The sequence below is a fragment of the Corynebacterium sp. HMSC064E07 genome (genome assembly GCF_001815745.1).
GTDB classification, from domain to species: domain Bacteria; phylum Actinomycetota; class Actinomycetes; order Mycobacteriales; family Mycobacteriaceae; genus Corynebacterium; species Corynebacterium jeikeium_D.
In genome coordinates this window covers 1-25,444 of record NZ_KV821806.1, presented here as the reverse complement: position 1 = coordinate 25,444, position 25,444 = coordinate 1, and the positions used below count along the sequence as shown (strand labels likewise).

22 protein-coding genes and 1 tRNA gene are annotated in these 25,444 nt (G+C 59.8%); 18 read left to right on the top strand and 5 right to left on the bottom strand.

All coding sequences use genetic code 11. The features are described 5' to 3' along the window. The first annotated feature begins 12 nt into the window (after positions 1-12). From steA to HMPREF3053_RS02415, 4 genes are read left to right on the top strand one after another with little or no spacing between them, the layout of a single operon-like run. On the top strand, positions 13-1,197 hold the full coding sequence (gene steA, locus HMPREF3053_RS02430; protein WP_070601408.1) for a putative cytokinetic ring protein SteA: 1,185 nt from the start codon (positions 13-15) through the stop codon (positions 1,195-1,197). A gap of 29 nt (positions 1,198-1,226) precedes the next feature. Next, the gene (locus HMPREF3053_RS02425) at positions 1,227-2,135 is read left to right on the top strand and encodes a copper transporter (RefSeq protein ID WP_070437379.1); all 909 of its coding nucleotides are present in this window, start codon (positions 1,227-1,229) and stop codon (positions 2,133-2,135) included. 6 nt (positions 2,136-2,141) lie between these two features. Continuing rightward, positions 2,142-2,465 carry a nucleotide pyrophosphohydrolase gene (locus tag HMPREF3053_RS02420; protein WP_070437381.1) on the top strand — a complete coding sequence of 108 codons (324 nt, stop codon included), beginning with the start codon at positions 2,142-2,144 and terminating at the stop codon, positions 2,463-2,465. 1 nt (position 2,466) lies between these two features. After that, on the top strand, positions 2,467-4,260 hold the full coding sequence (locus tag HMPREF3053_RS02415) for a DUF2075 domain-containing protein (RefSeq protein ID WP_197737679.1): 1,794 nt from the start codon (positions 2,467-2,469) through the stop codon (positions 4,258-4,260). A 328-nt stretch (positions 4,261-4,588) separates the two neighbouring features. Here HMPREF3053_RS02415 and HMPREF3053_RS02410 read toward each other — a convergent pair whose 3' ends face one another. The 3 genes from HMPREF3053_RS02410 to phnE form a co-directional block, all read right to left on the bottom strand. Further along, positions 4,589-5,566 (bottom strand): zinc-binding dehydrogenase, encoded by a 978-nt coding sequence (locus HMPREF3053_RS02410; RefSeq protein ID WP_246819364.1) that lies wholly within the window; start codon positions 5,564-5,566, stop codon positions 4,589-4,591. A 134-nt stretch (positions 5,567-5,700) separates the two neighbouring features. Next, positions 5,701-6,369: an HAD hydrolase-like protein gene (locus HMPREF3053_RS02405; RefSeq protein ID WP_070437385.1), complete on the bottom strand. Its 669-nt coding sequence runs from the start codon at positions 6,367-6,369 to the stop codon at positions 5,701-5,703. Positions 6,370-6,416: 47 nt separating this feature from the next. After that, positions 6,417-7,313 carry a phosphonate ABC transporter, permease protein PhnE gene (gene phnE, locus HMPREF3053_RS02400; protein WP_242451394.1) on the bottom strand — a complete coding sequence of 299 codons (897 nt, stop codon included), beginning with the start codon at positions 7,311-7,313 and terminating at the stop codon, positions 6,417-6,419. Between the two features lie 750 nt (positions 7,314-8,063). On the opposite strand from phnE, the gene HMPREF3053_RS02395 reads away from it, so the two are divergent. Continuing rightward, the gene (locus HMPREF3053_RS02395) at positions 8,064-9,179 is read left to right on the top strand and encodes an esterase/lipase family protein (protein WP_070767219.1); all 1,116 of its coding nucleotides are present in this window, start codon (positions 8,064-8,066) and stop codon (positions 9,177-9,179) included. Between the two features lie 73 nt (positions 9,180-9,252). On the opposite strand, the gene HMPREF3053_RS02390 is transcribed toward HMPREF3053_RS02395, so the two are convergent. Beyond that, the gene (locus HMPREF3053_RS02390) at positions 9,253-10,029 is read right to left on the bottom strand and encodes an LURP-one-related/scramblase family protein (protein ID WP_070767218.1); all 777 of its coding nucleotides are present in this window, start codon (positions 10,027-10,029) and stop codon (positions 9,253-9,255) included. A gap of 43 nt (positions 10,030-10,072) precedes the next feature. Then, positions 10,073-10,591, bottom strand: coding sequence for a type 1 glutamine amidotransferase domain-containing protein (locus HMPREF3053_RS02385; RefSeq protein ID WP_070767226.1), 519 nt, complete (start codon positions 10,589-10,591; stop codon positions 10,073-10,075). 143 nt (positions 10,592-10,734) lie between these two features. On the opposite strand from HMPREF3053_RS02385, the gene HMPREF3053_RS02380 reads away from it, so the two are divergent. The 13 genes from HMPREF3053_RS02380 to HMPREF3053_RS02320 all read left to right on the top strand — a co-directional run bounded on the left by HMPREF3053_RS02380 (position 10,735) and on the right by HMPREF3053_RS02320 (position 25,349). Then, positions 10,735-12,366 (top strand): CTP synthase, encoded by a 1,632-nt coding sequence (locus HMPREF3053_RS02380; RefSeq protein ID WP_070767217.1) that lies wholly within the window; start codon positions 10,735-10,737, stop codon positions 12,364-12,366. 48 nt (positions 12,367-12,414) lie between these two features. Then, a complete protein-coding gene (locus HMPREF3053_RS02375; protein WP_070767216.1) occupies positions 12,415-13,068 on the top strand; it encodes an NUDIX domain-containing protein in 654 nt (217 codons plus the stop codon). Further along, a complete protein-coding gene (locus HMPREF3053_RS02370; RefSeq protein WP_070767215.1) occupies positions 13,065-14,003 on the top strand; it encodes a site-specific tyrosine recombinase XerD in 939 nt (312 codons plus the stop codon). The genes HMPREF3053_RS02375 and HMPREF3053_RS02370 overlap by 4 nt, the downstream gene beginning before the upstream one ends. Positions 14,004-14,119: 116 nt before the next feature. Then, the gene (locus tag HMPREF3053_RS02365) at positions 14,120-14,995 is read left to right on the top strand and encodes a ParA family protein (protein ID WP_038625574.1); all 876 of its coding nucleotides are present in this window, start codon (positions 14,120-14,122) and stop codon (positions 14,993-14,995) included. 3 nt (positions 14,996-14,998) lie between these two features. Further along, positions 14,999-15,841: a segregation and condensation protein A gene (locus HMPREF3053_RS02360; RefSeq protein WP_210400038.1), complete on the top strand. Its 843-nt coding sequence runs from the start codon at positions 14,999-15,001 to the stop codon at positions 15,839-15,841. 118 nt (positions 15,842-15,959) lie between these two features. Then, positions 15,960-16,574, top strand: a complete 615-nt coding sequence (scpB, locus tag HMPREF3053_RS02355) for an SMC-Scp complex subunit ScpB (protein WP_070767213.1) — start codon at positions 15,960-15,962, stop codon at positions 16,572-16,574. Positions 16,575-16,999: 425 nt separating this feature from the next. After that, entirely contained in the window at positions 17,000-18,160 is a 1,161-nt protein-coding gene (locus tag HMPREF3053_RS02350; RefSeq protein ID WP_141758932.1) for a PDDEXK family nuclease, read from the top strand. 265 nt (positions 18,161-18,425) lie between these two features. Further along, on the top strand, positions 18,426-19,796 hold the full coding sequence (locus HMPREF3053_RS02345) for an adenosylmethionine--8-amino-7-oxononanoate transaminase (RefSeq protein WP_083317205.1): 1,371 nt from the start codon (positions 18,426-18,428) through the stop codon (positions 19,794-19,796). 27 nt (positions 19,797-19,823) lie between these two features. Further along, positions 19,824-20,513: a dethiobiotin synthase gene (gene bioD, locus HMPREF3053_RS02340; protein WP_070595419.1), complete on the top strand. Its 690-nt coding sequence runs from the start codon at positions 19,824-19,826 to the stop codon at positions 20,511-20,513. Between the two features lie 341 nt (positions 20,514-20,854). Continuing rightward, a complete protein-coding gene (locus HMPREF3053_RS02335; protein WP_083304400.1) occupies positions 20,855-21,706 on the top strand; it encodes a pseudouridine synthase in 852 nt (283 codons plus the stop codon). Positions 21,707-21,757: 51 nt separating this feature from the next. Next, positions 21,758-24,070, top strand: a complete 2,313-nt coding sequence (der, locus tag HMPREF3053_RS02330) for a bifunctional cytidylate kinase/GTPase Der (RefSeq protein WP_070549848.1) — start codon at positions 21,758-21,760, stop codon at positions 24,068-24,070. 123 nt (positions 24,071-24,193) lie between these two features. Then, complete coding sequence (locus HMPREF3053_RS02325) at positions 24,194-25,189, top strand: PASTA domain-containing protein (RefSeq protein WP_070767211.1); 996 nt, start codon at positions 24,194-24,196, stop codon at positions 25,187-25,189. An 86-nt stretch (positions 25,190-25,275) separates the two neighbouring features. Next, a tRNA-Pro gene (locus tag HMPREF3053_RS02320) sits at positions 25,276-25,349 on the top strand. Positions 25,350-25,444: the final 95 nt, after the last annotated feature.

Below are 25,444 nucleotides of genomic sequence, written 5' to 3'. Positions count from 1 at the left end.
TCACTAAGTGCCATGAGTCTGTTCTCTCGGAACGAAAAAGATCTTCCTGGCATTTCGGGGACTGTGCGGGACGGTTCCCGCCTGGAGCGTGCGCTCAAGCGCATGGGCGAAGGCGACATCGTGGTGATCGATGCGCCGGATATCTCGCGTCCACTGGCACAGCAGTTGATTGATGCCAAGGTCGCCGCAGTGGTGAACACTGGTGCGTTTACCACGGGTTTTGTGCCGAATTACGGCCCGCAGATGATGCGCGACGCCGACATTGCGATGGTGCAGAACGTCGGCGACGAGGTCTTTGAGAAGCTCAAGGACGGCAAGAAGGGCAGGCTTGACGACGGCAAGCTCTACCACGGTGACCGCCTGATTGGTCAGGGCGACGAGGTCGACCAGGACGAGCTTGAGCGCGCCTTCGACGAGGGACGCACCAGCATGGTCGACCGCCTGGAGGCTCTCTCCGGCAACTTGGTGGAGTTCGCCAAGACCGAGTCCCCGCTCTACATCGATGGCCTGGGCATTCCGGACGAGACGGAGCCGCTGCGTGGCCGCAAGGTCGTTGTGGTCAGCCCTGGTGAGGGAGACCGCAAGACGCTGGAAGACTTAAAGAACTTCATCCGCGAGTACGAGCCGCTGCTCATCGGCGTCGACACCGGTGCCGACACGCTCTTCGACCTGAAGTACGAGCCGGACTACATCATCGGTGATCCGGAGAACATCAACTCCGAGGCGCTGCGGTCTGCCGGTTGCGTGATCCTGCCTGCCGACCCGGACGGTCACGCGGTGGGTCTTGAGCGCATTCAGGACCTCGGCATTGGTGCCATGACCTTCCCGGCGCTGTCCGATTCCGCCACTGACCTGGCGCTGGTCTTCGCCGCGCATCACGACGCCGACATGGTCGTCTCCGTCGGCGCGCCGCAGAACATCGACAGCATCTACCACGCTGAGGATCAAAGCGGTGTGCCGTCGGCATTGCTGTCGCGTTTGAAGGTCGGGGAGAAGCTTGTCGACGGTCGCATGGTCGCCGACCTCTACCAGGTCAATAGCCGTGGTTTCGGTGTGGCCTGGGCAATCCTGGCTATCTTTGTCGCCGTTGCGGTGATCTTCGCTATCGCTGGTACTTCCGGTGATGGTTCTGTCAGCGAGAATCTGATTGATACCTGGAACTCCATTGCACTGTGGTTCCAGGGGCTGTTTAAGTAGTCTTTCGTAGGTAGGGAGTAGGACGGGCGATGGCGAAGAAGCGCAGGAGCGGGAAGTTTACAGCCGGTGTGACAGGTGCTGCCCTCGGTGTTGCGGCAGGCGCTGCGCTGGGTGCTTATGTGCTCAACCCCGCTGGTGCTGGCATTGATTTTGGCACTGGTGCTGCCTCTGAGCGCGATGCCGCTGTTGCACGTGCCGATGCGCAGCAAGCGCGTGCCGATGAAGCTAACCGCATCATCGAGCCCATCATCGGGGAGATTGTCAAGGACTCTTTGAAGGACGTGCCGGTCCTGGTTATCGCCACTCCTGATGCTACGGATGAGCAGCTTGCAGGGGTTTCCGAGACTCTGCGCGCTGCTGGCGCCCCGGATGCGGGCGTGTTGAAGCTGACCGATAAGTTCCTCTCTTCCGCTGGTGCGGATGAACTGAAGGACACGGTTTCTACCTCGCTGCCGGCTGATGTGCAGCTGGATCCGGAGCGCCGTGAGCCGGGCCGACAGGCTGGCCAGGCGCTGGCTCCGGTGTTGGAGCTGGATAAGGATGGGGGAGAGCGAGCTTCCGCTGCTGACCGGAAGCTACTGCTGGAGGCCCTGAAGGGCGCCGGCTTTGTCGAGTATGAAGAGGGGACCCTGCGCCCGGCTGCTGGCATCGTGATTGTTGGTAATCACGGCACGGTCTCGCGCGCTGCGATTGACAAGGGCGAGGACCCGGAGTTCGGTGCGGGCCTAGTAGCGGATCTTGCCGTTGCGCTTGCTGAGGGCTTTGGTGCTGGTGACGATGCTGCTGGTCACGTAGTGGTGGGGACTGACGGTTATGGACGCGAAGGCGTCAGCGCTCTACCGGACGAGCGCTGGGGCGCCGACCCTGTCGTGAAGCGTGTAGACGCTGTGTCGGATGCGGCGGGGCAGGTCGGGGTTGTTGGGGACTTGAAAAGGTAAAAACACATGGAAGTTAGTCGGGAAACAGTAGAGCAGCTTTTCAAGTTCTCTTCTGACAGAAAGTGGGAGGTTTTTCATACTCCTGAGAATCTTGCTAAAGCGATCTCAATTGAGTCTGCTGAGTTGCTCGAACTTTTTCAATGGGACGCAGAATACGAAAAAGCCGATCTCGAGGATGAGCTTGCAGATGTGCTGAGCTACTGCCTTTTACTGGCTCGTAGGGCTGAAATCGATCCTAATGAGGCGATTGCGAAGAAAATCGCCTTAAATGAAGTGCGCTATCCGCGTAGTAAAAGCACGGGAAGTTCGCTTAAGCACGACAGGTTGTAACGTGAGCAAGAGAAAACTGCTTCCAGCCCCAAGGGCATTTGTTGAGCGAGTCGACTACGCAAGTAGTGGCATCGACGAGCTAAAAGGCAAAGACATTCCTTACCGCCGTTTTATTATTGACTACCCTACGGTCTACATCATTTCATTGCGGGACAACAAGGGATCCTATCGAGTCTATGTGGGGGAAACGAACTCGATTGTCCAGCGAACGACCCAACATCTCGAGGGGGATACAAAGGCATCTAACTCCAAGCGAAATCTCTGGATTGATTTACGTGATGGCGCTGGGACCCAGATGTACGTGATTGGGCACTCTCTATTTAATAAGTCGTTGACTCTGGATATTGAGAATCGACTTATGCAGTACTTGCCTAGCAACGAATCGGTGAAGTCTGCCAGTGAGACCAGTGTTGCTACTGAGAATGCGCGAACAAATGCGCAAGGTGATTACTTCACCAAAGAGCATTTAGACAAATCTTTCACCCAGATTTGGTCTAAACTACATGCGCTGGATCAACAGCTATTTCCAGCTGAACGTATTATCCGCGAATCTGCACTTTTTAAAGCATCACCTTTCCATGAGCTAACTACAGAGCAGTCTGATGCAAAGTTTGAGATAATTAATGCAGTTGTAGATCAAATGCAATCAATCGGCGACTCTAGGCTGATTATGGTCTCAGGCGCTGCTGGAACCGGCAAAACAGTATTGCTTAGCAGCGTTTTTTATGACTTGAATCAAAAGCTCCCAGCTATCGAAGAACATCTTGGGAAATCGACCCTTGACGCGTATATGCTAGTCAACCACGATGAGCAGGTTACTGTTTATCAGCAGGTTGCTGAAAAACTCGGTATTTCGAGTACCAAGAATCTTAAAGTCATGAAGCCGACATCCTTTATCAATCATCGGAATCCTGGGGAAAAGGTAGATGTCGTTCTAATCGACGAAGCTCATTTGCTATGGACGCAAGGAAAACAGTCGTACAGGGGTAAAAATCACCTCAAAGATATTCTCGAACGTGCACATGTAGTGGTAGCAGTATTTGATCCTGACCAGATTCTTGCCGCAAATCAGGTGTGGGAGCCGGCGGATTTGGAATGGATGGAGCAACGAGTCGATAAAAGTATTGATTTAAAGCTTCAGATGAGGATGCTTGCCTCGGAGGATACCATTCAGTGGGTACGCTCTTTTGTCGATGACGGTATTATCCATAAAATTCCGGAGGATAATAAATATAGTATTAAGATTTTCGATGATCCTAACCAGCTTTACGAGTCAATTAAGGACAAAGCGTCGAATGTAGAGGAAGGATTATCTAGGTTAATAGCCACGTATGATTGGCAGTTTTCGAGTGCTCGGCCACCTGCGGAGAATGAACTCTGGCGGGTTCGAGTCGGTGATTTTTCAATGCCATGGAACAATCAAAAGAAGAGTACTGAGAAGAAGACTGCAGGTCTACAGCTGAGCTGGGCAGAGCGCCCACAAACTATTGATGAAATTGGTTCTATTTTTACTATCCAAGGTTTTGACCTGAACTATGCTGGTGTCATTATTGGCCCCTCTGTCAAATATCGTGATGGAAAGATTATCTTTGACCCATCTGAGTCGTGGAACCCAAATGTGAAGAATAAACGAACGTTGAAAGACGGGTCGAAACAGTCCTTCGCTGAAGAACTGTTGAAGAATCAGCTTAATGTCTTACTTACTCGAGGGGTACACGGGCTACATATCTATGCTGTGGATCGCGAGCTTCGTGAAGCGTTGGTTGCTGCCGCATCTGGAATAGCGGATGATTAACCGGGTTTAGTTTCAGTATATTTAATTTTCCAAAAAGTGCAGCGTTTCGCTGTTTCACGTTCTCAATTGTTTCGAAGGATGGACTTCCAGGGCTATTGAATAGGGAATTGAAACTGGGATTATAACCCGCTGTTGAATTGCTATTAGAAGCTGTGATTCGTTTTGGATGTTGGTTTTCGAGAATATTTATTGACCATCTATAATCTCTTATCCAATGAAGTCTTTCATTTCAATGCCCTAGAAAATGTTTTTCGCAGTTCTCCTCTGAGATAGGTAACAGCCTTGGTTGAAATTCTTTCTGTTGCGTACCTTTTCTTTCCAGCGGTTGCTAGGAAAACGTCACAGTCGCTCTCAAATACATATCCTGCACCGCCTCCACCTCCGCAGGCACATCCTCTAGCGCAATTGGTCCCGACACAGCCGTGTCCCAATCAATCTGGGAGTCAGCAAGGAACTCTACCGCCTGCGCAAGATGCCGTGGCTCGTAGTTATGGACACCGGTGATGGTGCGCCAGCCACGGACGAGCCACTCCGGATCGAGGGCATAAGCCGGTGACGTGGCAACACTTCCGGCCAGCACCGCTCGACCACCTATGTCGAGGCTGCCGATGCAGGTAGCGACTCCGAATTCGCTACCGGAGAACTCGAGGGTGATATCGAAAGGCTCTGGTTCGGAATCGGCACCAGCAGCCGACGGGTCGGGCGCAACCGCACCCAACTGTCGTGCCCATTCAAGCCGAGTCTGGTTGCGGTCCATGGCCACAACCTCAGCGGCGCCACCAAAAACAGCTGCCTCAACAGCGATGAGGCCGAGCATGCCGATGCCCATAACCAGGACTCGTTTACCTGCAAGGGGTCCAGCCTGTTCCATACAAGCGATCACTGTGGCGCCGGCGCAGGTCGCGATGGAGGCAGCGACATCGGGAAGCGAGTCGGGGACTACTACCACTGGCTGATGGTTGCGCAGCACAATATGGGAAGCATAGGTCCCTGAAAGAGGCCAGTCGCTATCGAAGGCCTCGTGACCAGTCTTTTTCAAATTCCGGCACTTGGCGGTCATGCCGCGTTCACAGCGGTCGCACTCCATGCATGGCGCGGTGACAGAGAACACAACGCGCTGGCCAACCTGCAAATCTGGGTTGCGGGTGGCGCGGACGACTCCGACTCCCTCGTGGCCGAGGACGCTGGGGCACGGTGCGCTGCGGCGACCGAGCACGGTGTGACGGTCGGAGCCACAGATCGTAGCGGTGGTGATTTCCACTAGGGTTTCGCCTTCTTGCAGAGCAGGAATAGGAACTTCCTGCATGCGAAAGTCGCTACCGCCGTGCCAGACAAGTGTCTGGGCCCTTTCCATCGGTGCAGTAGGAGTGGAAGGTGTCGAGGGAGTCGGAGTTGTCATCAGTGTTGTGTACCTATTCGGTCAGATCTACAGTCTGGGTCCTACTCTCCAACAAGGTCCAGCAGGTTCGCGGACGAATCCAGAACGTGGTCGGCACCGAGGGCGTCGAACTGTTCCCGAGTCAGGTGGCCGGTGAGCACACCGACGCTTGTCACGCCAGATTTTTGGGCGGAACGGACATCGGCATCGGTGTCACCGGAGCTAATCACGGCCGCCTCGTCGGTCACACCGAGCTTCTCCATAACAGCCAGGATCTGGTCGGGCTCGGGGCGGCCGTGCTCGACTTCGTCACCGGCGACAACTGTGTCGATGATTCCGTTGTCCCACCCCATGGAGGAGACAATGATATCGACGATTTCGCGCGCAAAGCCCGTCGTCAAGCCGATTTTGATGCCCTTATCGTGGAGGGCGTTCAGCATGTCTTCGACGCCTGGCAGTGGGGTCGGCGGGTTTTCCTTGTACGTGCGAGCAAGCTCGGCGCGGAAGAACTCCCACGCGTGGTTGTGGACCTCTGGGGTCGGCTCGATGCCGCCCTCACGGAGCAGATTGCCAATCGCCCAGAACTTCTCGGTACCCATGTATTGCTGGAAAGTCTCGTCGGAGTAGCGAGCGCCTTCGCGTTCGGTGGCTTCGCGGAGGACGCGGTAGACCTCGTCACGGTCGTCGATGGTGGTGCCAGCCATGTCGAAGATAGCGAGCTGATAAGTCATGGAGATTTTCCTTTTCGGTAGAAGGAGACGGGGACTGGGGGGGGGGATTAGCGGACGGCGGCACGCAGCCACATGGACAGCGCCTCGACGACGAGGACGACAGCGACCATGAGGATGAGGATGTAGGTGACGACGTCGAACTGGTTGACTCGAGAAGCATTGAGCAGCTGGAAGCCGATGCCGCCTGCGCCGACGACACCCAGCAACGTGGCCGAGCGGATGTTGGTGTCCAGCAGGTAGAGGCAGTGGGCAATGAAAGACGGGATTGCCTGGCGAACGGTGCCGGCGAAGAAAATCTGCGACTCGGTTGCGCCAGTAGTGCGCAGGGCTTCCTGCACGTCAGTGTCGGTTTCTTCCAGCGAGTCAGCGACCAGCTTGGACAGTAGACCAACGGCACCTAGAGCTAGCGCGAGCGTACCGGCGACCGGGCCCAGACCGGAGATGACCACGAAGATGATGGCCAGAATCAGCTCCGGGATACCGCGGATGACCACGATCAGAACGCGGAAGAAGCCGTGTACCCACTTGTTGGCGACCACGTTGGAGGCAGCCATGACGCCAATCGGGATGGCGAGGATAGCGCCGAGGAAGGTGGCGGCGAAGGCGATCTGCAGGGTATCGAGAAGCAGCTGGACAATCTCGCCGGCAATACCACCGGAGGACGGCGGCAGGAACAGCGCCATGGTCTCTGGCAGGTTGGCCAGGCCGGTGAAGAAACTCGAGGCGGAGATTTCTGTCTCGGCAAATGCAGCGATGGTGATGACCACGAGTGCGATGATGGTCAGCACGCGGGAGCCGCGGGCTGCAGTCCACGGCGGGTTAATCGACGGCTTACCGTCGGTGGCATCCTGCTTGGCTGCCTTGCGCTTGTCCTTGATCTTGGTTCCCCACATGCGGTCCACCCAGGTGCCGGACAGCAGGGAAGAGTCGGACTTGCGCATCATATCTCGTGGAAGGCGGCGGGGTTGCCTAATTCAACATCTCGCGACACTCTTCCTCGGAATGGCCAGAGTTCAGGCAATCGGCCCAGTCGATTTGGCCTTGAACCCACGGGGATGGCTCGTTGTTCTGAGGCTCCGGGGCGGTGTTCGTGGAAGGACCGTCATAGAAATTGTTGGCGCAATACTGTGTCCAGCCGGAGGTGCCGTCGGTAAACCAGGTGGTGCCTTGTTCGTAGAGTCCCTGCGAGGATTTCGCACAATGCGAAATTGTTTTGTTTATAGCCGTCGGCTCACCAGTGGGAGCGCCGGTGTAACCAGTGGCCCCGGGGCTTTCCGTTGTCCAGGTCGGGGGTGTCGACAGGTTAGGAGTCTTGGTAGTGGATTGTGTCGTCGATTCTGTGCTGCTTTCTGGGTTGGAGGCGCCGAGCGCCCGTAGTGCTGGCTGTTCGAAATGATTGTGGAACAGGTGTTTAGCCTCACCGGCGATTTAGGTATCGGTAGCAATCCTGTGGCATTGCAACGGAAGTATGGCTTGTTTTGACCTGTGGTCGGTATCACTTTAAAAGCCTGCAGAGCTGGAGGTGGATAGTATTATAGTTATATTTAGTTCACATTTTATTAACCCTATTTAGGGGCTTTGATTGGTCGCCTTTCAGAGTACGATAGCGATTCATAGCCTGTTTTTGCTCTTTCCCATGCCGTAGTTCTTATTGGAACCGTTTTACTATTCACTGCTCTATGCAAGGAGTAATCATGGGCACTCATCGGGCATTTTCGAAGCTGGCACGGTCGGCCACAGCACTGGTAGCCGCAGCTGGTGTCGCTGTGGCAGCGGCTCCTATCGCGGTTGCCGCACCGGCTTCGGCAACTGGTAATGGTCAGGTCCTGTCCTGGACCGAAATGGGCGAGTGGGGCCCAAAGGCAAATGATTTCCCCACTGTCATGGTCAACCAGGGGATGACGGAAAACACCAGTCCAGAGGGCACAAACGTGCAGTGTGTTCCTGCTCCTGGTGAGAATCCGGTGGTCATGATCCACGGGATGAACTCGAACTCGTACCAAACCTATGCGCGCATGGCACCAGAGCTAAAGGCAATGGGGAAGTGTCTGTACGCATTTAACGTCGGCAAGCTGGGCCCTGACGAGTTTTCGGTGTTGGGCTCTATTCCAACCATGCGCAACATGACCCCGCTCGACACCGCTTTGGCTGAGCTGACTGCAAAGATTGACGCTCTCAAGGCTGAAACTGGTGCTACCGCCGTCGATATTGTTGGTCACTCTGCTGGTGGCACATTGGCTGCCGCTTACGCCAAGCAGGAGCAGGGCCGGGGTATAGGCACGGTTGTGTCCCTGGCGGGCGTCCTGCACGGCACATCGCTGCTCGGTATCTCCTATGGTTTGGAGCAGCTCGACCAGTTCGACAATGCTGGCAACAAGGCTGCGGGGTACATCGTCAGCCCGAGCCTGGTGGATCTGCTGCAGCATAGCGAGTTCATGGCCAAGATGAATGAGGGCGGCTTGGAGCAGCCCGGTGTCAACTATGTTGCAATCTCTACCCAGGTTGATGAAGCCGTCACTCCAATGGCTGCAAGCCAGTGGCAGGCACCAACGTCCAACAACATTCTGCTGCAGGATGGGTGCTCTGCGGACCTGTCGGGCCACATCGGACTAACTTTCTCGCCACGGGCAATTGCGCAGGTCGCCAATGCGCTGGGGCGCAACGTAGAAGTTCCGTGTGTGCCGGTAACTGGCTTTGTGGAAGGCGGCATCAATGACAATGCCGGTGTTCGTCCAGAACACGTCAATGCCGTTTCTGATGGCATCACGGAAATCGACGGACGTATTGCTCAGGCTGCGGAATCGCGGTAGCGATAGTCGCGACCGCGACAGTAACCGGCAGTAGAACCGGACAAGGGGTAGGGCGCGTTGTCGGCAGCAGTTACTAGCTGTCGGAGCGCGCCTTTTTCGCCATCAAATCCAGTGCAATGGCGGCACCAATAATGGCAGCGCGCAATTGTGGTGGTAAATCATCCTTGAGCTGCAGTAGATAGCGCTCATTGCCGGTTAGCATATTTGCGAAACCCGACCACTTGCGGGATATCTGTGCAACTTCGATGTCATTGATCTTGAAGGTTGCGTCGTAATGCCAAACGTCGCCGTTGACCTCGCAATGAGCAAAACCGGGGATAGAAATCTCCAGTCGCCGTTTAAAGAACGCAAATTTCTGCTGAATAGTTGCCAATAGGCGCGATGAGTCTGCTCCGACCTGCTGCTTGCCCTCAGGGCTTGTTGCCTGCGGGTCGGGGTAGTAGACCTCGTAGCTGTCGAGGGCGAAATCGGTCGGATCGGTAATAACGAATACCGGAGTGCCGTCTGGTTCGGACACTGTCAGACGACGAGAGCCCATAAACATGCGGCTCAACGTGCCGCCAGTAGTTTCAATCTTGCCGATGCAATTGCCCTCGCTATCCAGGATGTCGAAATCATCCGCCATGAAATTTCGAATCTGCTGGATAACGATGTTGTTGTGCGAGAGCAATCCCTGGTAACGCATTTGCTGTGGCGGAAGCTGTTCAGGTGTGGGAGGTTGCTCGGGCGTGGAGGGCTGCTGCGCGGGAGGCTGCTCAGCCGCGGAAGGCTGCTGCTCGGAAGCATCTTCCTGATCATTTTGTGGAATCTGATCCCACAGTGACTCCGGATTATCCCAGTATGAACTCATGGCAACAGCCTTCCTTTGATGAGTGTTGAGGCAGGCGAGTGGCCTAGAAGTTCTCCACGAGAGCCTTGTTGAAAGCCTCTAGGTCAGCCGGGGTGCGCGAGGAAATCAGGTTGCCGTCAACGACAACTTCCTCGTCGACCCAGTTAGCGCCAGCGTTCACCAGGTCGGTCTTGACGCTGATGTAGGAGGTAATCGTGCGGCCCTTCAAGGCTTCCGCGTCGGTGAGAATCCAACCGCCGTGGCAAATCACGCCGATTGGCTTGTTAGCTGCGGCGAATCCCTTCACCAGGGCCACGGCATCCTTATCGATGCGGATCTGGTCAGCATTCACGGTGCCGCCCGGCAGGATTAGAGCATCGTAATCATCAGCAGAAACGCTGCTGGTGAGCTTATCGACGTCCACCTTCGTGCCATTCTTGCCCTCAATGGAGCCCTCTTCGGTGGAGATAACGTGCACGGTCGCACCGGCATCCTTCACGGCCTCAGCCGGGCTAGTCAGCTCGGAGTCCTCGAATCCGTCAGTGGCCAATACTGCAATGGTCTTATTCGTTAAATCAGTCATAGCCCCGAGGGTAACGACGTGATCGCGTTTATGCATCCAGGCGACCATGATTTTCGAGAGCCTTACCTAGTTGCGTAATCAACATCCGCCATTATGAAAAGTCGCTTGCGTTCACACCCGCGCAAGCGATATTCTGAAGTCCCGTGGTTACGAAATACATCATCGTTACAGGAGGCGTTGCCTCCTCCCTCGGCAAAGGCTTAACTGCGGCTTCGCTCGGCCGCCTGCTCACCTCGCGTGGTCTGAAAGTGACTATGCAGAAGCTCGATCCCTACCTCAATGTGGATCCGGGCACCATGAACCCCTTCCAGCACGGCGAGGTCTTCGTCACCGAAGACGGCGCAGAAACCGACCTGGACCTCGGTCACTACGAGCGCTTCCTCGACCGCAATCTCTCCGCCGGCGGCAACGTCACCACCGGCAAGGTCTATTCCTCGGTCATCGCCAAGGAGCGCCGCGGCGAATTCCTCGGCCAGACCGTCCAGGTCATCCCGCACATCACCGACGAGATTAAATCCCGCATCGTCGCCATGGGGAACGCGGACGCGAACGGCGAAAAGCCCGACGTGGTCATCACCGAAATCGGCGGCACCGTCGGCGATATCGAATCGCAGCCCTTCCTGGAAGCCGCGCGTCAAGTGCGTCACGACGTCGGCCGCGAAAACGTCTTCTACCTGCACGTGTCGCTGGTTCCGTACCTCGGCCCTTCCAAGGAACTGAAGACCAAGCCCACCCAGCACTCGGTGGCTGAGCTTCGCTCGATTGGTCTGGTTCCCGATGCCGTCGTTTTGCGATGCGACCGCGACGTCCCGGACTCCCTCAAGAACAAGATTGCGCTGATGTGCGACATCGACCGCGAGGGAGTGGTGTCCTGCCCGGATGCGCCGAGCATCTACGACATCCCGAAGGTCCTCTATGAAGAGCACCTGGACACCTTCATCATCCGCCGCCTCAACCTGCCGTTCCGCGACATGGATTGGGCCGTGTGGGGAGACCTGCTCGAGCGCGTCCACAACCCGAAGGGCGAGGTCACGGTGGCGCTCGTCGGCAAGTACATTGACCTGCCGGACGCCTACCTGTCCGTCGCGGAAGCTGTGCGTGCCGCCGGTTTCGCCCACCGCGTGAAGGCGAACATCCGCTGGGTCGCCTCCGATGACTGCGAAACCCCGGAGGGGCTGAAGAAGAACATGGCCGGCGTTGACGCGATCGTCATCCCCGGCGGCTTCGGCGGTCGCGGCATCGAAGGCAAGATTGCGACCATCCGCTACGCCAAGGAAACCGGCACGCCACTGCTGGGAATCTGCCTGGGCATGCAGTGTGTCGTCATCGAGGCGGCGCGCACCGCAGGCGTTGACGGCGCTTCATCCACTGAGTTCGACGAGAACGCGGCCGAGCCGGTGATCGCCACGATGGAGGAACAGCTCCAGGCCGTCTCCGGTGAGGCTGACCTGGGCGGATCCATGCGCCTGGGCTCCTACCCGGCGAAGCTTGCCGAAGACTCCGTCGCCGCGCGCCTCTACGGCGCTACCGAAGTTACCGAGCGCCACCGCCACCGCTACGAGGTCAACAACGCCTACCGCGCCCAGCTCGAAGAAGCCGGCCTGGTTATCTCGGGCACTTCGCCGGACGGCAAGCTCGTCGAATTCGTCGAGTACCCCACGGACGTACACCCATACCTCGTGGCCACGCAGGCGCACCCGGAGCTGAAGTCACGCCCCACCCACGCTCATCCGCTTTTCGACGGCCTCATCGCCGCAGCCCTCAAGCGCAACTAACCTTGGCTTCGCGAGGTCGAATCCGCCCTACCTATTAGAGTGAAACTCATGGCGCACGAATTTGACGTTGTTGATTCCGAGATTGTTCTCGAGGCACCTATTCTCGCGGTCCGCCGCGACCAGGTGCGGATGCCGGGTGGGAATGTGTCCGCCCGTGAGATCGTGGAGCATTTCGGCGCTGTTGCGGTCGTTGCCGCAGATGAGGATAACCGCCTTTACCTGCTGAATCAGTGGCGGCAGGCGGCAGGGAAGCGCCTGGTGGAGTTGCCGGCCGGGCTCCTCGATGTCGCGGACGAGGACCCGCTGGAGGCCGCCAAGCGGGAGCTGGTTGAGGAAGCCGGGCTGGAGGCTGAGTCCTGGTCCCTGCTTACCGATATGTTCAGCTCGCCCGGCTTCGCAGAGGAAGCGGTTCGGATCTATCTGGCCAGGGGGCTCCGTGCCGTCGATAAGCCGGAAGCCCACGATGAGGAAGCAGACATGACTGCGGCGTGGATCGCGGTGGATGAGGCGGTGGCGATGGCGCTGCGCGGAGAGATCCTCAATGGCATCGCGCTGTCCGGCATTCTGCTGGCGGCGGAGGTGCTGCTGAGGGGTGCGACGCCGCGCTCGGTCGCGGAGCCGTTCGACATTCGACCGACGACTCTGGCTCAGCGTCGAACAGAGCAGCTCGGCGCCGGCGCGGACCTGAAACGCATCCGATGAGTTCGATTGACGCGCTTGTCGACGCCTTCGTGACCTACCTCGCGGTGGAAAAGGGCCTGTCGGCGAATACGCTCGCCAGTTATAAGCGCGACTTGGAGAAGTACCGCACCTACCTGCGGGAGATCGGGCGCACGGAATTGGCGCAGGTCACCGAGCAGGATGTGACTGAGTTCCTGGCGTATCTCGCGCGGGGAGATAAGTCGGCGGGCAGGCCGGCGCTGGCTCCGACCTCGGTGACGCGGTCGCTGTCGGCTGTGCGGAGCTTCCACAAGTTCGCGGTGGGTGAGGGCGCGTTGGAGGTGGATGTCGCCAAGCGGGTGGCGCCGCCGAAGCAGCCTTCGCGGTATCCGAAGGCACTCAGCATTGATGAGGTCACCCGGCTAATCGAGTCCATCCCCAATGACGACACCGCGGACGTGACGGATTTGCGCAACCGTGCACTGGTGGAGTTTCTGTACTCGACCGGCGCCCGTGTTTCAGAGGTTACCGGTCTGGATATCGATGACGTGGACCGCGAAACCAACCTCGTGTTACTGCGTGGCAAGGGTGGCAAGGAGCGCATCGTGCCCGTGGGCTCGCCGGCCATGGCGGCGCTGGATGCGTGGCTGACCCGCGGGCGGCCGAGCTGGGTGCGGGCGAACTCCGGGCCGGCGCTGTTTATCAACTCGCTGGGACGCAGGCTGTCGCGACAGTCGGCCGGAAATACACTGGCGGAGTTGGGTGAGCGCGCCGGGCTGAGCGTGAAAATTTCCCCGCACACCTTGCGCCACAGTTTCGGCACGCACCTCATTGAAGGTGGTGCCGATGTGCGCGTAGTCCAAGAGCTGCTCGGACACGCCTCCGTGACGACGACCCAGATTTACACCATGATTACCGCGGAGAATATGCGACGAGTCTGGGCGGGGGCTCACCCACGGGCTGAATACTCGCGGTAATATGCGGCGGTAGTATGTAGCGCTACCACGTGGCGGTAATATATGGCGGTATTACGTGGCGGTTTTACGTAGCGCAGTAGAATTGATGAGAAATCTTCAAGGAAGAGGGATTGACTGTGGCTGAAGAAGGGTTGTTTGAGGCCGATCGAGTTGAACTCGGTCTCACCGGTCGTCCGGTGCGCGAGCTACCGGAACCCGCACCCCTGACCAGTCACGGCCCCGCGGTCATCCTGGCAATGTGTAACCAGAAGGGCGGCGTGGGTAAAACCACCTCGACCATCAACCTGGGCGCGGCACTGGCGGAGTTCGGTCGTAAAGTCCTGCTCGTTGACTTGGACCCGCAAGGCGCACTATCCGCCGGCCTGGGTGTCCCGCATGAGGAACTCGACCTGACCGTCTACAACCTCATCGTCGACGACACCACCGATGTCCGCGACGCTATCCACCACACCAAAGTCTCCGGCCTGGATCTCGTCCCGGCCAACATCGACCTGTCCGCTGCGGAGATTCAGCTTGTCAACGAAGTCGGCCGCGAACAGGCCTTGGGCCGCGCGCTGCGCCCAGTGATGAATGACTACGACTTCATCATCATTGACTGCCAGCCGTCGCTGGGCCTGCTGACCGTCAATGCGCTGACCATCGCCGAGGGCGTCATCATCCCAATGGTGGCCGAATACTTCTCCCTGCGCGGCCTGGCACTGCTCACCGACACAGTGGCCAAGGTCCGCGACCGCCTGAACTTCAACCTGGAAGTCTCCGGCATCCTGGTCACCATGTTCGACCGCCGCACGCGCCACGCCAAGGAAGTCATGGAACGCCTCATCGAGGTCTTCGGTGACAAGGTCTTCGATACGGTCATCACCCGTACCGTCCGCTTTCCGGAAACCTCCGTCGCCGGTGAGCCCATCACCACCTGGGCGCCGAACACCCCAGCTGCGGCACAGTACCGCAACCTGGCCCGCGAGGTCATCGAGCGCAAAGGCCGCAAATAATAGGTGACTTCCCCGGATAGTTACACTCCCGAACCGTCGTCAAGCGAGGGCGTGCAGGAAGAGATTACGGGCTTCCGCGTCGCGCTCGCGAACTTCAGCGGCCCCTTCGACCTGCTACTGCAGCTGATCAGCAGCAAAAAGATGGACGTCACCGAAGTCGCGCTGGCGGCGGTCACAGACGAGTTCATCGCATACACGCGCAGTCTCGACGCAGTCAGTGACCTCGACGAAATCACGGAATTCCTCGTCGTGGCAGCGACGCTGCTCGACCTCAAAACCGCACGGCTCCTACCGCGTGGCGACGTCGACAGCGAAGAAGACCTCGAACTGCTAGAAGCACGCGACCTGCTGTTCGCCCGACTGCTGCAGTACCAGGCCTATGGCAAGGTGGCCGACCAATTCGAGGAGTGGCAGAAGACCGCGCCGCGGCGCTATCCGCGATCTGTGGGGCCGGACAAGCAGTTCGAGGAGCTGCTGCCGCCCGTGCGCCTGGGCATGACGCTCGGGGAGTTTGCCGAGTTTGCGGCCGTCGTGATGCGGCCAAAGCCGCCGGAGGAAGTCGGTATCGGGCACATCCACGGCGTGCCCGTGTCCGTGCCGGAACAGGCGGGCAAGATTCTGGACTCGCTGCGGCTGGCAGGCGAGGGGACTTGGCTGACTTTTACCCAGCTGACATCGGAATGTCGCGTGTCCATGGAGGTTGTCGGGAGGTTCCTCGCGCTGCTGGAGCTCTACCGTGCCAAGGCGATCGGTGTGGAGCAGGAGGAGGCGCTGGAGGAAATCCACGTGGCCTGGACCGGCCTCGACGTGGATCCGGCCGTCGTGGCGGCGGCGAACTGGGAGTAGGTGGCTGTTGGTCTGTGCTGGCTGTTGGGCTGGGGCGGGCGTGGGCTGAGTTGGGGGCCCAGCTAATTAGCGGCCACTAATTAGCGCCCGGCGCGAGAGGTTGCGTAATCTGACGCGCATGAGCGAAACCAGTTCCGCACCATCCGAGCAGGCCACGGAGTCTGCGTCTGCTTCTTCGGCGCAGTTGCCGCCCATTGACCCGTTGCGAGCGGGCGTGGAGTCGATTCTGCTTGTGGTCGATACGCCGGTGGCGGCGGAGGATATGGCGCGGGCGCTGGATGTTTCCGCAAGCGATATCCGTGACGTGCTTCGAGAAATCGAGTACGAATACCGTGCACGTCGCAGCGGCATCGAGCTACGCGAAACGGATGAGGGCTGGCGGTTTTACACAGCTCCCGCCCACGCCAGCGCGGTCGAGCGATTCTTGCTGGATGGCTCGCAGTCGAAGCTCTCACGTGCAGCTATGGAGACGCTGGCAGTGGTGGCTTACCGACAGCCGGCCACGCGTGCGCAGGTTTCCGGTGTGCGTGGTGTCAATGTTGATGGTGTGATGCGCACGCTGGTCGCGCGCGGTCTGATTGCGGAATCCGGAGAGGACCCGGCAACCGGCGCGCATTTGTACGTTACGACGACGCTGTTCCTGGAGCTTTTGGGGATTGATTCGCTGGACCAGCTGCCTGATTTGGCTCCGCTGCTGCCTGAGGTCGACTTGATCGACGAGCCGTTGGACTAGGTGGGGTTCTGGGGCGGTTGGACAGGGGGCCTAGCTGGGCCGCGGGGCTGCGGGGCTCGCTCCATCGGCTAACCCACTTCACGACACGCGTGTCACCTCATGCCACCTCCACAGCTGCCACGAGGTGACATGGGTGTCGTGAAGTCGCATTTTGGGGCTGGGTTTGCTGCTCACGACAGCTCACTGCGAGCCTTTGCACCCCCACCGCACCCACCACACCCACCACACCACACCCACCACACCCACCACACACACTGTGGATAACTCCCGAAAACTGCAAACTATCCACAGTCGACGCCAAATCGACGCCTCCTGAGCCTCCGTGTGAGCCCAAAAATGAGAACGTAGCACTCACAAGCACTCGCAAACACTCGCAAACACGCAAACACTCACCAACACTCACACCACCACCCGCCAGCCAGCAAATGCATGGACCTCAGGAGCGCAATCCGATGCCGCAGTGGATCTTCGACGCCGACGACATCATCCGTACCGGCCAGCAGCGCGAATGCGCCCGCCCCAGCACATTCGCAATTTCCCGAATCGGCCAGCACTCCGACCGAGATCTCCGCCAGCGAGCCAAAAGCGGCAGCCTCCTGTGGCTCGCACACGGCGCGTACGCGCCTGTCGACAGGTGGCTCACCCTAAACAGCACCGAACGTTATATCCTGGAAATCAAAGCGCTCATCCATCGCGGTACCGCCACCGTAATCACCCGCGATGCCGCCGCTGCTCTCCACGGTTTACCTCTACTTACGCACAACACTCCCATCGCGATAGCCAACTCCGGCCGCACGCGCGGGCAATCGCGAAGCACGCCGAATGGCCCGTACCAGCCGCACAAACGCCTCATCCGCGTCTCCGGCCGGATTCTCCCCGAGGACATCGTAGAAATCGATGGCCGCCTCGTCACCGATGTCCCAAAGTCCGTCATCGACGTCTGCCGTTCCCGCACCCCGCACAATGCACTAGTGCTTGCCGACGCCGCCCTCCAGCGCCACACCGACACCGAGGAACTGTTGGCCACGTTGGATGCATATCCGCGTGCTCCGGGAAATGCACAGGCCAGGAGGTTGTTGCGGCAGGCGACAGCGTCGTCGGAAAGCATCGGCGAGTCGCTCACTAAAGAAGCAATCGTCCAGGCGGGGCTAGCTTCTGTCAACGATTCTCGGGCTCCGTTGCTTCAGCAGGTTTCCTTTCGGGATGATCGTGGGTTCATCGCACGCGTGGACTTCTACCTGCCCGAACTTGGGCTGATCGTCGAGTTCGATGGCCGTATGAAATACACCGACGGCGGGGTCGCGGACACGCAGGTGGCAATCGCAAAGGAGCTGGAGCGCGAGAAGCGCCTGAAGAATCTCGGACTGAATGTTATCCGAATCGTCTGGTCACAGCTTTTCGACGGCACCGCCGTAGCCACCTTGCGGCAAGCGGCCGCAGAAATCCGACGTCACCTGGCAAATGGTGGCAGTTGCTATCGCGGAAACTACGCCTTCGCGCGGCAGCCCATCACAATCACAGGTAAGGCGGCCGAGTTGGCCATGCGTCGCCGACGAGTGTGGAGCCAGGCGGGGCGGCTGTACTAGCTGGCTGGCTCATCGGGCTTAGCCCCGCTGCCGCAGCCGCTGCCGGTGCCCGCTGCCCGCTGCCGCTGCCGCCCCCCCCCCAAACTCCATCCCAAAACTCCACTTCACGACACGGGTGTCACCTCATGCCACCTCCACAGCTGCCACGAGGTGACATGGGTGTCGTGAAGTCGCTGAGAGTCTATGTAGCCATCGCCGGAGGTGCTACCACCAACCCCGAACGGTGTTCAAGTCTGGCGTTGTACAGGTATTATGCTTGAGTATCATGACAGCCTCGGAAACCACCCAACCACTCGTACCGTCACCTGCACCAGCATCCGCGAAGTCGCCTACACCGCAGCCAACGCAAGCATCCGCCGCCGACCTCGCCCAATTCGACGCCGACCACATCTGGCACCCATACGGCCCCATCCCGTCGCCGGTTGCGCCCAAGCTGGTCGAGTCCGCCGAGGGTGTGAACCTCCACCTCGCCGACGGCCGCACCCTCATCGACGGCATGAGCAGCTGGTGGGCCGCCTGTCACGGCCACTCGCACCCGAAGCTGGTCGCAGCCGCGAAGAAGCAGGCCACCACGATGTCGCATGTCATGTTCGGCGGACTCACACACCGTCCGGCCATCGAACTGGCGGAGAAGCTCCTAAAGCTCGCAGGCCCCGGCTTCGATGCCATTTTTTACTCCGACTCGGGTTCGGTCTCCGTCGAGGTGGCGATCAAAATGGCGCTGCAGTACCAGCAGGCCAAAGGCCATCCCGAGCGCACCCGCCTGGCCACTTGGCGCGGCGGCTATCACGGCGACACTCGCGCGCCCATGACCGTCTGCGACCCCGAGGGCGGCATGCATTCGCTGTGGACGGGGCAGTGGACTCCGCAGGTCTTCGCCGACAAACCACCCGCCCGCGGCACAACCGAGGAGGAGCGCGCACGCTATCTCGCGCACTTCGATTCGCTTATCGACGACTCCGTCGCCGGCATCATTATTGAACCGGTGGTCCAAGGCGCTGGTGGCATGCGGTTCCATGACCACGAGCTGCTTGTGGGGCTCCGGAAGCTGTGTGACAAGCACGGGATTCTGCTCATCGCGGATGAGATCGCCACCGGCTTCGGCCGGGCCGGTGACCTGTTCACGACGCAGGCGGCCGGGATTGTGCCGGATATTATGTGTGTCGGCAAGGCGCTGACCGGCGGCTTTATGAGCTTCGCAGCCACCCTCACCACCGCCGACGTGGCTCGCACCATTTCCAGTGGCGCAGGCGGAGGCATCATGCACGGCCCGACCTTCATGGGCAACCCGTTGGCCTGTGCCGTGGCCTGCGCGCAGCTCGACCTGATTGCAGAGGGGCAGTGGCGTGAGGATGTCCCGCGCATCGAGTCCCGACTTCGCAACCAGCTCCAGCCCCTAGCCAGCAGCGATGCCGTGGCCGACGTGCGTGTTCTTGGCGCAATCGGGGTCGTGGAGATGCAGCGCCCGGTGGACATGGGCTTGGCCACGGCAGCGGCTGTCGATGCCGGGGTGTGGCTGCGGCCATTCGGCAAGTTGGTGTACACCATGCCGCCGTATATCAGCACCAATGACGAGGTCGATCGCATCTGTGAGGCCATCGCCGCCATCGTCGCCGCGGAGGAAAAACGCAAGTAGCGCAACCAAAAAGGAGCATCAACCACCATGAGCATCGTCCTTGTCACAGGCACCGGTACCGATATTGGTAAGACCATCGGCACGGCAGCCCTGGCGGCGGCACTTCGCGAGGAGGGTAAGGAGGTGCACGTCGTCAAGCCAATTCAGACCGGTTTTCCGGGCCCAGATGGCGGTGATTTGGACACTGTCGCGGAGCTGACGGGGATCGATAACCTGCATGGCTTCGAGCGTTACCCCGAGCCGATGGCGCCGGTGGCGGCGGCGCAGCGCGCGGGAATGCGCCTGCCGAACGCCACGGAGATCGCGGAGAAGATCAAGCTTATCGACGGGCCGAACCGCGTTGTCCTCGTGGAGGGCGCGGGCGGCTTGCTGGTGCGACTCGGCGAGGACTGGGCGATGCCGGAGCTGGCGGGGTTGCTGCCGGGTAGTCAGATGGTGGTCGTGACGCGGTTGGATTTGGGTTGCCTGAACGAGGCGGAGCTCACCGTCGAGGTGGCGCGGGGTCGTGGGGTCAATGTCACGGCGCTGGTGGGCGGTTCGCTGCCGTCGGAGGTCGACCCGATCATTGAGACGAACCTGGAGGAACTGCCGCGCATCACCGGGGTGCCGCTGCTGGGGTCGGTGCAGGCGGGAGCGGGCGCGCTGGGCCGGCAGGAGTTTGTGGCGAAAGCTACGCAGTGGCTGCCGGGCGTGCGAGAGTGGGCCGCAGCGCTGTAAAAGGCGCTGTAGGTGGAGGCCGCGCGGGACGTCGTTAAGCTGGCGCTTTACTAGAAACGTGCTAAGGTGGCTACACGACAAGGCGCGAGGCTTTCTCTGTAATTCTCTTTATTAACCTGCTTCCACCGGCCATTTTGGGCCCACGGGGGAGAGAACAGCGTCGCCTGGCGCTGACGTTCTAACAAACAGAACATTCTCCAACGCTTGAAAAGGATGTAGGTCAAGTGGCTAAACCCGCTCGCCGAGAAGGCACACCGGCACACAAGAACCGTAAGAATCAATCCAACCGCGGCTCCACTAACGCCCAGCGCAACCGCAGCCGTCGCGACAGCGGCGCGAAGGTGGAAACCTCCAACGTCCACGCGAAGGACATCTACGTATCCAACGCCCGCCCGGCGCGCCACCAGCATGTGGACGACAACCGCCGCGGTTCGGGCAAGCACGTGCACAGCGAAGCAGGTGAAGGCGTACGTCTGCAGAAGGTGCTTGCACAGGCAGGCGTGGCGTCGCGTCGTATGGCGGAAAAGCTTATCGACGAAGGCCGCGTCGAGGTCGATGGCAAGATTGTGACGCGACAGGGCGTGCGGGTGGACCCGAACACGTCTGTGATTCGCGTTGATGGTTCCCGCGTCATCGTCAATGAGGACATGCAGTACTTCGTCCTGAACAAGCCGCGTGGTGTGCAGTCGACCATGCACGATGACATGGGCCGCCCGTGTGTGGGCGACATCATCGGTGAGAAGATTAGCGCTGGTCAGCGACTCTTCCACGTTGGTCGCCTGGATGCGCCCACCGAGGGTCTGCTGCTGCTCACCAACGATGGTGAGCTGGCCAACCGTCTGATGCACCCGAGCTACGAGGTCACCAAGACCTACATGGCCACCGTCGTCGGCGAGGTCGACGCCAAGGTCATGCGTGAGCTGGAAAAGGGCATTGAGCTCGATGACGGCATCGCTAAGGCGGACATGGCGCAGATCATCGACGTCTGGCAGGGCCGCTCTATCGTCCGCATCGAGCTGCATGAGGGCCGCAAGCACATCGTGCGCCGAATGCTCAAGACTGCGGGCTTCCCGGTCGAGCGCCTGGTGCGCACTAAGATTCACACTGTCCAGCTGGGCGAGCAGACCCCGGGCGCTCTCCGCGCACTCAACCGCGCTGAGCTGACCTCCCTCTACAACGCGGTGGGGCTGTAAATGGCACTAGTGAAGAAGAACGAAGAAAACCAAGGAGCTGAAGGAGCCCACATGAGCGAGCAGAACACTGACGACATGCTGTTGGTTGCCATCGACGGCCCTTCCGGCACTGGCAAGTCGACTGTCTCCCGGATGGTCGCAACCGAGCTGGGTGCAAAGTACCTGGACACCGGCGCTATGTACCGCGTTGCCACCCTGTGGGTGCTGCGCCAGGGCATCGACCCGACTGATGAGGAAGCCGTGGCCAAGGCGACGGCCGCCCTGCCACTGGAAGTCTCCGATGACCCGAACTCCACCGCCGTCCTCCTCGACGGCGAGGATGTCTCCGGCGAGATTCGCGGCCCGGAGGTCACCCGCAACGTGTCGGCGGTCTCCGCGATTCCGGCCGTGCGCACCAACCTGGTCGCACTCCAGCGTTCGCTGGCCGCATCGGCTGTGCGCTGTGTGGTGGAAGGCCGCGACATCGGCACGGTCGTTCTCCCGGACGTCCCGGCGAAGATCTTCATGACCGCCTCCGCAGAAGTCCGCGCTCGCCGCCGCTACGACCAGGACATCGCTGCTGGTCGTGAGGCCGACTTCGACACCGTGCTTGCCGACGTCATCCGCCGCGACGAACTCGACAGCAACCGTGCGACCTCTCCGCTGAAGCCAGCCGAGGACGCGTTCATTCTGGACACCTCTGAGATGGACATTGAAGAGGTCGTGGAAAACGTCCTCGATGTCGTTGAGGCCGGCTACCCGGGGTCCACCATGGACTGGGACGATGTCGACAACGAGGAGTTCGAGGAATCTTACGAGGGCTCTTACGACGACTCCGAGGACGACACCGCCGGACACCTGGTCGCAAACGTGGAGAGCGAAAACGCGCCGGGCACCGCAGGCAGCCACACCAGTGCAGACGAGTTCATCGACCGCACGATTGCCGACCACGAGACGATCATCTCCGAAGCCATCGAGCGCGCCGAAACCGGCCAGATCGATGACGATGCCGACTGGGAAGAACTGGAAAACGCCTTCGCAGCGCTTGGCGTGAGCGACGAGGAGGAAGAAGCTCTTCCGACCGTGGCCATTGTGGGACGACCGAATGTTGGTAAGTCCACCATGGTTAACAGGTTCATTGGCCGTCGTGAAGCAGTTGTCGAAGACTTCCCGGGCGTGACCCGCGACCGCATCTCCTACCTGGGTGAATGGGGCGGACGTCGCTTCTGGGTGCAGGACACCGGCGGCTGGGACCCGGACGCCAAGGGTATGCATGCGGCGATTGCTCGTCAGGCGGAGACCGCCATGGAGACCGCCGATGTGATTGTTATGGTCGTCGACACCACCGTCGGCATCACCGCCACGGAAGAGGTCATGGCCCGCCGCCTGCAGCGCGCGGAGCAGCCGGTTATTCTCGCTGCCAACAAGTTTGAGTCGGATTCGCAGCTTGGCGACGTCGCGGAGTTCTGGGCCCTCGGGCTCGGCGAGCCGCACCCAACCTCGGCCCTCCACGGTCGTGGCAATGCCGACGTGATGGACGAAGTGGTGTCCTCCTTCCCGGAGGTGCCGCGTGCGAAGTCGCTGCCGACCGGGCCGCGTCGCGTGGCGCTGGTGGGCAAGCCGAATGTGGGCAAGTCTTCGCTGCTGAACAAGCTCTCCGGTGAAGATCGCGCAGTGGTCAGCGACGTGGCCGGTACCACGGTTGACCCGGTGGACTCGCTGGTGCAGATGGACGAGGCGCTGTGGCGTTTTGTGGATACCGCTGGTATCCGCAAGAAGACCAAGACCGCCAAGGGCCACGAGTTCTACGCCTCGCTGCGTACCCGTTCGACGATTGACAACGCCGAGGTCGTGATTTTCCTGGTCGATGCCTCCGAGCAGATTACCGAGCAGGACCAGCGCGTGCTGCGCATGATTCTCGACTCCGGTCGGGCACTTGTGGTCGCCTACAACAAGTGGGACCTCATGGATGAGGACCGTCGCGATTTGCTCGAGCGCGAAATTGAAGAGCAGCTCGCACACGTGCCGTGGGCTCGTCGGGTGAACATCTCCGCCAAGACTGGTCGCGCTGTGCAGAAGCTGGAGCCGGCCATGCTGGAGGCCGTGGAGTCGTGGGATAAGCGTATCTCCACTGGTCGCCTGAACACATGGTTGCGTGCGATTATGCAGCAGAACCCGCCACCGCTGCGTGGTGGCCGCCAGCCGCGCGTGTTGTTTGCCACCCAGGCATCCTCGCGCCCGCCGGTGATTGTGCTGTTTACAACTGGCTTCCTGGAGCACGGCTACCGTCGCTTCCTGGAGCGCAAGCTGCGTGAAGAATTTGGTTTCGAGGGCTCACCGGTGCGCATCGCGGTGCGTGTCCGCGAGAAGAAAAAGCGCCGCTAGGAAGCTCCGCCAGTTGCGCGTGGCGAGCTGAGAAAAGCCCAAAATGTGATTTAGGCAATTGCATTTTGGGCTTTTCGTTGGCATTTTAGAGTTTCAGTAAATTAGCGATAAGGAGAACTGACAATGGTCAGGCGCGGCAACAACCGTGACGGCTTTCAGCACGATGGCCGAGACAACAGCTACGGACGCGATTCCTCAAGCTCATACGGCGATGACTCCGCAACTCGCTACATTCCGCGGGACGAGGGATACCGCGGATACAACCCGGATGCCGACTTCGCGGGCGAGCAGCCGACCGAATACTTCGGCGGCGACTCCTCTGAGACACAATTCCTGCAGCGTGGCGATGAAACACGTTTTGAGAACTCGCGAGGTGCCGGCGCCGGCGCCGGTGCTGGTGCAGGTGCCGGGGCGCAAGGCAGCGGCCAGTACTGGGCTCCGCTTTCTGAAGAAGAACGCGGCTATGGTCAGGCGGGCCAGCAGGCAGGCGCAACCCAGCAGTACGCCGCAGGTGACGCAGGCGGTTACGGTGACATGAACAACGGCAACAACCGCGGTAATAACCGTGGCAACAGTGGCAATGATGGCTCCAAGAAGGGGTGGGGCAAGCCTGTCGCCATCGTGGCCATCGCCGCCATGGTGGCCGTAGTCGCGCTGGTAGCCCTGGTCTTGTCCTTTACTTCCGGAACCGAGGACAAAAACGACAATACGGCGGAGCCGACGCAGGAGACGTCGTCAAGCCCGACGCCGACGACAACCTCGCCGGAAGAAACCACGACAAGTCCCACCGATCGTTTGGACCCGTCGGGCACGATTAACGACACCCGTGAGCGCCTCGAGCAGGAGCTGGACCAACTTCGCGAGTCGCCGCCAGCTATCCCTGGCCCCGGTGAGCGCAGCAGCGGTTGGGGCACCATCCCGCAGGGCGTGGTGGGCAAGAGTCCGGCATCGGTCGAGGTGGAATTGCGTACCAACGGCTACCAGAATGTGACCGTCGTCGACGCCGAGGGCAATCCGACCAACTCTGTGGCTGCGATTATGGGCAAGGTCGCCTCGATCGATCCGCCGGAGGGACAGATGGCGGAGACATCCACTCCAGTGACCATCTACCTGCAGTAATGCGGTAGGCAGGGCAGGGGTCTGGGGCGATTTTCGCCTTCAAACTCCAATGATGTAACCTATAGCTCGTTGCACTTTCGTGCACGCGGGCTGTAGCGCAGTTTGGTAGCGCACCTCACTGGGGGTGAGGGGGTCGTCGGTTCAAATCCGGTCAGCCCGACAAAAATAGCCGCCGTCTTCTGGAAGATTCCGGGAGGCGGCGGCTTTTGTTTACGGCTATTGCGGGTTAAGTGACAAAAAGTGTGTCCGCTCGGT

What these genes read in the sequence shown, in the direction of transcription:
- steA (WP_070601408.1), top strand. Translation starts at nt 13, where the DNA reads ATGAGTCTGTTCTCTCGGAACGAAAAAGATCTTCCTGGCATTTCGGGG.
- HMPREF3053_RS02425 (WP_070437379.1), top strand. Translation starts at nt 1,227, where the DNA reads ATGGCGAAGAAGCGCAGGAGCGGGAAGTTTACAGCCGGTGTGACAGGT.
- HMPREF3053_RS02420 (WP_070437381.1), top strand. Translation starts at nt 2,142, where the DNA reads ATGGAAGTTAGTCGGGAAACAGTAGAGCAGCTTTTCAAGTTCTCTTCT.
- HMPREF3053_RS02410 (WP_246819364.1), bottom strand. Translation starts at nt 5,566, where the DNA reads ATGCAGGAAGTTCCTATTCCTGCTCTGCAAGAAGGCGAAACCCTAGTG.
- HMPREF3053_RS02405 (WP_070437385.1), bottom strand. Translation starts at nt 6,369, where the DNA reads ATGACTTATCAGCTCGCTATCTTCGACATGGCTGGCACCACCATCGAC.
- phnE (WP_242451394.1), bottom strand. Translation starts at nt 7,313, where the DNA reads ATGATGCGCAAGTCCGACTCTTCCCTGCTGTCCGGCACCTGGGTGGAC.
- HMPREF3053_RS02395 (WP_070767219.1), top strand. Translation starts at nt 8,064, where the DNA reads ATGGGCACTCATCGGGCATTTTCGAAGCTGGCACGGTCGGCCACAGCA.
- HMPREF3053_RS02390 (WP_070767218.1), bottom strand. Translation starts at nt 10,029, where the DNA reads ATGAGTTCATACTGGGATAATCCGGAGTCACTGTGGGATCAGATTCCA.
- HMPREF3053_RS02385 (WP_070767226.1), bottom strand. Translation starts at nt 10,591, where the DNA reads ATGACTGATTTAACGAATAAGACCATTGCAGTATTGGCCACTGACGGA.
- HMPREF3053_RS02375 (WP_070767216.1), top strand. Translation starts at nt 12,415, where the DNA reads ATGGCGCACGAATTTGACGTTGTTGATTCCGAGATTGTTCTCGAGGCA.
- HMPREF3053_RS02370 (WP_070767215.1), top strand. Translation starts at nt 13,065, where the DNA reads ATGAGTTCGATTGACGCGCTTGTCGACGCCTTCGTGACCTACCTCGCG.
- scpB (WP_070767213.1), top strand. Translation starts at nt 15,960, where the DNA reads ATGAGCGAAACCAGTTCCGCACCATCCGAGCAGGCCACGGAGTCTGCG.
- HMPREF3053_RS02350 (WP_141758932.1), top strand. Translation starts at nt 17,000, where the DNA reads ATGCATGGACCTCAGGAGCGCAATCCGATGCCGCAGTGGATCTTCGAC.
- HMPREF3053_RS02345 (WP_083317205.1), top strand. Translation starts at nt 18,426, where the DNA reads ATGACAGCCTCGGAAACCACCCAACCACTCGTACCGTCACCTGCACCA.
- bioD (WP_070595419.1), top strand. Translation starts at nt 19,824, where the DNA reads ATGAGCATCGTCCTTGTCACAGGCACCGGTACCGATATTGGTAAGACC.
- der (WP_070549848.1), top strand. Translation starts at nt 21,758, where the DNA reads ATGAGCGAGCAGAACACTGACGACATGCTGTTGGTTGCCATCGACGGC.
- HMPREF3053_RS02325 (WP_070767211.1), top strand. Translation starts at nt 24,194, where the DNA reads ATGGTCAGGCGCGGCAACAACCGTGACGGCTTTCAGCACGATGGCCGA.